This window comes from Bacteroides muris (ex Afrizal et al. 2022), from assembly GCF_004793475.1.
GTDB lineage: Bacteria > Bacteroidota > Bacteroidia > Bacteroidales > Bacteroidaceae > Bacteroides > Bacteroides muris.
In genome coordinates, this window is record NZ_SRYZ01000120.1 from 1 (window position 1) to 809 (window position 809).

Annotated in this window: 1 protein-coding gene; it reads left to right on the forward strand. The window is 42.6% G+C overall.

Annotation, left to right across the window (positions count from 1 at the left end):
- Positions 1-38 precede the first annotated feature (38 nt).
- On the forward strand, positions 39-809 hold a 771-nt coding region (locus E5355_RS19125), incomplete at its 3' end, for an IS5 family transposase (RefSeq protein ID WP_136011563.1).

The following is an 809-nucleotide window of genomic DNA, read 5'->3' on the forward strand; positions in this document are numbered from 1 at the left end:
TTTATTTGTAGCTTTATGAGTGTCAATCAATTAGAGTTATGGAACAATACTCAACTAACCTTACTGATAAACAGTGGCAAGTTATAGAAAAAATTATAAATCCGCAAGAAAGGAAGCGAAAACATTCTCTCAGAAACATCATGAATGCGATTCTATATCTTCTCAAAACAGGCTGTCAGTGGCGCATGATTCCCGGGAATTTTGCTCCGTGGGAGAGCGTATACTACTATTTCAACAAGTGGAAAAACGAGGGCATCATTGAGGAGCTCCTTGATAAACTTCGCTCTATGGTACGCATCCGGTCCGGTCGCAACGAAAGCCCCGGCATGGGCATTATAGACTCACGAAGTGTCAAGACTTCACATCATGTAGATTCTGTTCGAGGACTTGACGGCAACAAGAAGATTAAGGGCAGAAAACAGCATATAATCGTTGACAGCCAAGGTTATCTGATGTCTGTAGACGTGCATGAAGCCAATGTTCATGACAGCAAGGGTGCTCCGAAAGTCATTGAGAGGCTATCCTACAAGTTTCCTCGTCTTGCCAAAATCCTTGCGGATGGTGGCTATAGAGGAAGCCTTGCAGATTGGGTATTTGACAAATTTAAATGGGAACTTGAAGTTGTTCTCAGACCTGATGAATGCCCGTCAAAGTTCAAGGTCATTCCGAAACGATGGATTGTTGAAAGAGCATTCGCATGGCTGGAAAACTTCAGAAGGCTGACGATAGACTACGAGTTCCATGCTGATACTGCAGAGCCTATGGTTCAACTTGCTTTCTGCAAAATCATGCTTAACAAAATTATTGTG